Annotated in this window: 1 protein-coding gene; it reads right to left on the reverse strand. The window is 35.1% G+C overall.

The genetic code is table 11. The features are described 5' to 3' along the window. Nucleotides 1–82: 82 nt before the first annotated feature. The gene (locus ACYQ4S_RS11790) at nucleotides 83–1,816 is read right to left on the reverse strand and encodes an IS1634 family transposase (RefSeq protein ID WP_459771332.1); all 1,734 of its coding nucleotides are present in this window, start codon (nucleotides 1,814–1,816) and stop codon (nucleotides 83–85) included. Between the last annotated feature and the right edge of the window lie 41 nt (nucleotides 1,817–1,857).

Raw genomic sequence — 1,857 nt, forward strand, 5'->3', positions numbered from 1 at the left:
ATCTCATCTTTAACACCCAAAACCCCGATAAATCCCTACACTAAGGGATTTACCGGGGTTTAAAAATGCTCAAAATAGGGTACTATTTTGCTATTTTTGTATCTTTAATAATTTTTTTTATTATTTTGTTGCTCACAATTTCTGTATCTGTCCGAAACCCAAAGGTTTCATGTAAATGATCAGTTAAATGAGTCCGCATGTACGTTGGGATATAACCGTGTCCTTTCGCATCATACACCCTCATTTTCTTTAGCGTTTCGATAATTTCTGGACATGTAAAGGTTTCTCCTAATTTCTTTTCCAAGATACGAAAGATTAATAAAGAGAGAAAACAGGTCAAGAAGTGAGCTTGAATGCGTTCATCTTTTTGAAGGTATACAGGACGTGATTTCATTTCACTTTTCATAATTCGAAATGTTTCTTCAATTTCCCATCGTCTTTGATTAATCGCCACAATTTCTTCTGGAGTAGAATGAACATTAGTACACACCCCATAAAGCCCATCATACTGAGCTTCTTTCTCTATTTGTTCACTATTTAGTGTATAGTGCGTCTTTTTAGCTACTTCGCCATTTTTAGTAAAGCTTACTGATTCAATAAATCGGTTAGGATCATTTGCTCTTTTCTTTTTCAACTGACTAGGATTATCAATTTTTTTTAGGGCTCGTTCAATCTGGCCTTCCCGAATCTTTTGATGATAGCTTTGATATTTAAAAGAAAAAGTAATGATTAAACGTTGTTCAAGCCCTTTTTCATTAATCCAACGTTCTTTATAGAAAGTATTCTCCGCATATTTCTTTGGATCTAAAGTGGATAAATCATACTCTTTGAGTCGATTTTTCCCCGTTGTATGGGTAAGTTTCCAGCCCGTTTTATCTAAAGCAAAGGCTTTTAAATGCTTTGGAAGCATTTTTATAGATTGAGTGGTCACAAACCCTCTTTGTCCTAATGTGTTGTATTTTCGGTTATCTGCAGAAGAGAGACCAGCGTCAGTAATCACAATCATTTTTGATAAGTCGAAATCTTTCATAATCCTTTTCTGAAGAGGTTTTAACGTGGGTTGTTCATTTGTATTTCCCGGATTGAGGTTATAAGCAAGCGGTAGCCCGTTTCCATCCATGAATAATCCCATTTGAACAATTGGATTCGGACGATTTTCTTTAGACATTCCGTATTGTTTCAAGCCATCGGCTTCTTCAATCTCAAAAAAGAAATTAGTGCAGTCATAATAAAGGACTTCCGTTTGTCGATCGACAATTGACACACTATTTTTATAGGCTGTTTCTTGTATGCGGTCTATATTCTTCTCTAAAACATCAAGAGCGCGGTAGATGTGCTGTGGTTCGATCGAATGGGGTTCAAGCAATTCTTTTGCTTGTTCCAATGTTCCTCTCTTAGATGTAGGGTGAAGAATACGCATATAAAGTAAACGAGATAATATTTCATTTAAATCAAAAGTAAAGTGATTTTCCTTTTGGATTTGTTGGCAGAGCTTGTCAAACTTCAATTCATGATAAATCTTTTGAAGAAAGAGGTATCCAATATTATACGAGTGTCTTTTGTGCAGCGGAATTTGTTTAGTCGGATTATATTTTGCAATAATCTGTGAGGCATTCTTTTTCTTTTCCTCTGTTAATTTTTGTACATAGGCGTGAGCCCACTCATTAGGATCAACGCCAGGATGTTTTTTTCGAATCTCTTCTTCGTTTCCTAATGATTCTACAACACGAGTTGTAGACCGACCATTTCGATCACGATAACTTTCAATAACAGAATAGGAGGTAGAATGTTTAGATTTATTCTTTTTAATACGCATAGCTAATCCTCATTCCTTTTAAATGTATCTCTATTATAACA

It is taken from the genome of Alkalibacterium sp. s-m-28, from assembly GCF_054658175.1.

Coding starts and splice junctions, on each gene's coding strand:
- ACYQ4S_RS11790 (WP_459771332.1), bottom strand. CDS start 1,816: ATGCGTATTAAAAAGAATAAATCTAAACATTCTACCTCCTATTCTGTT.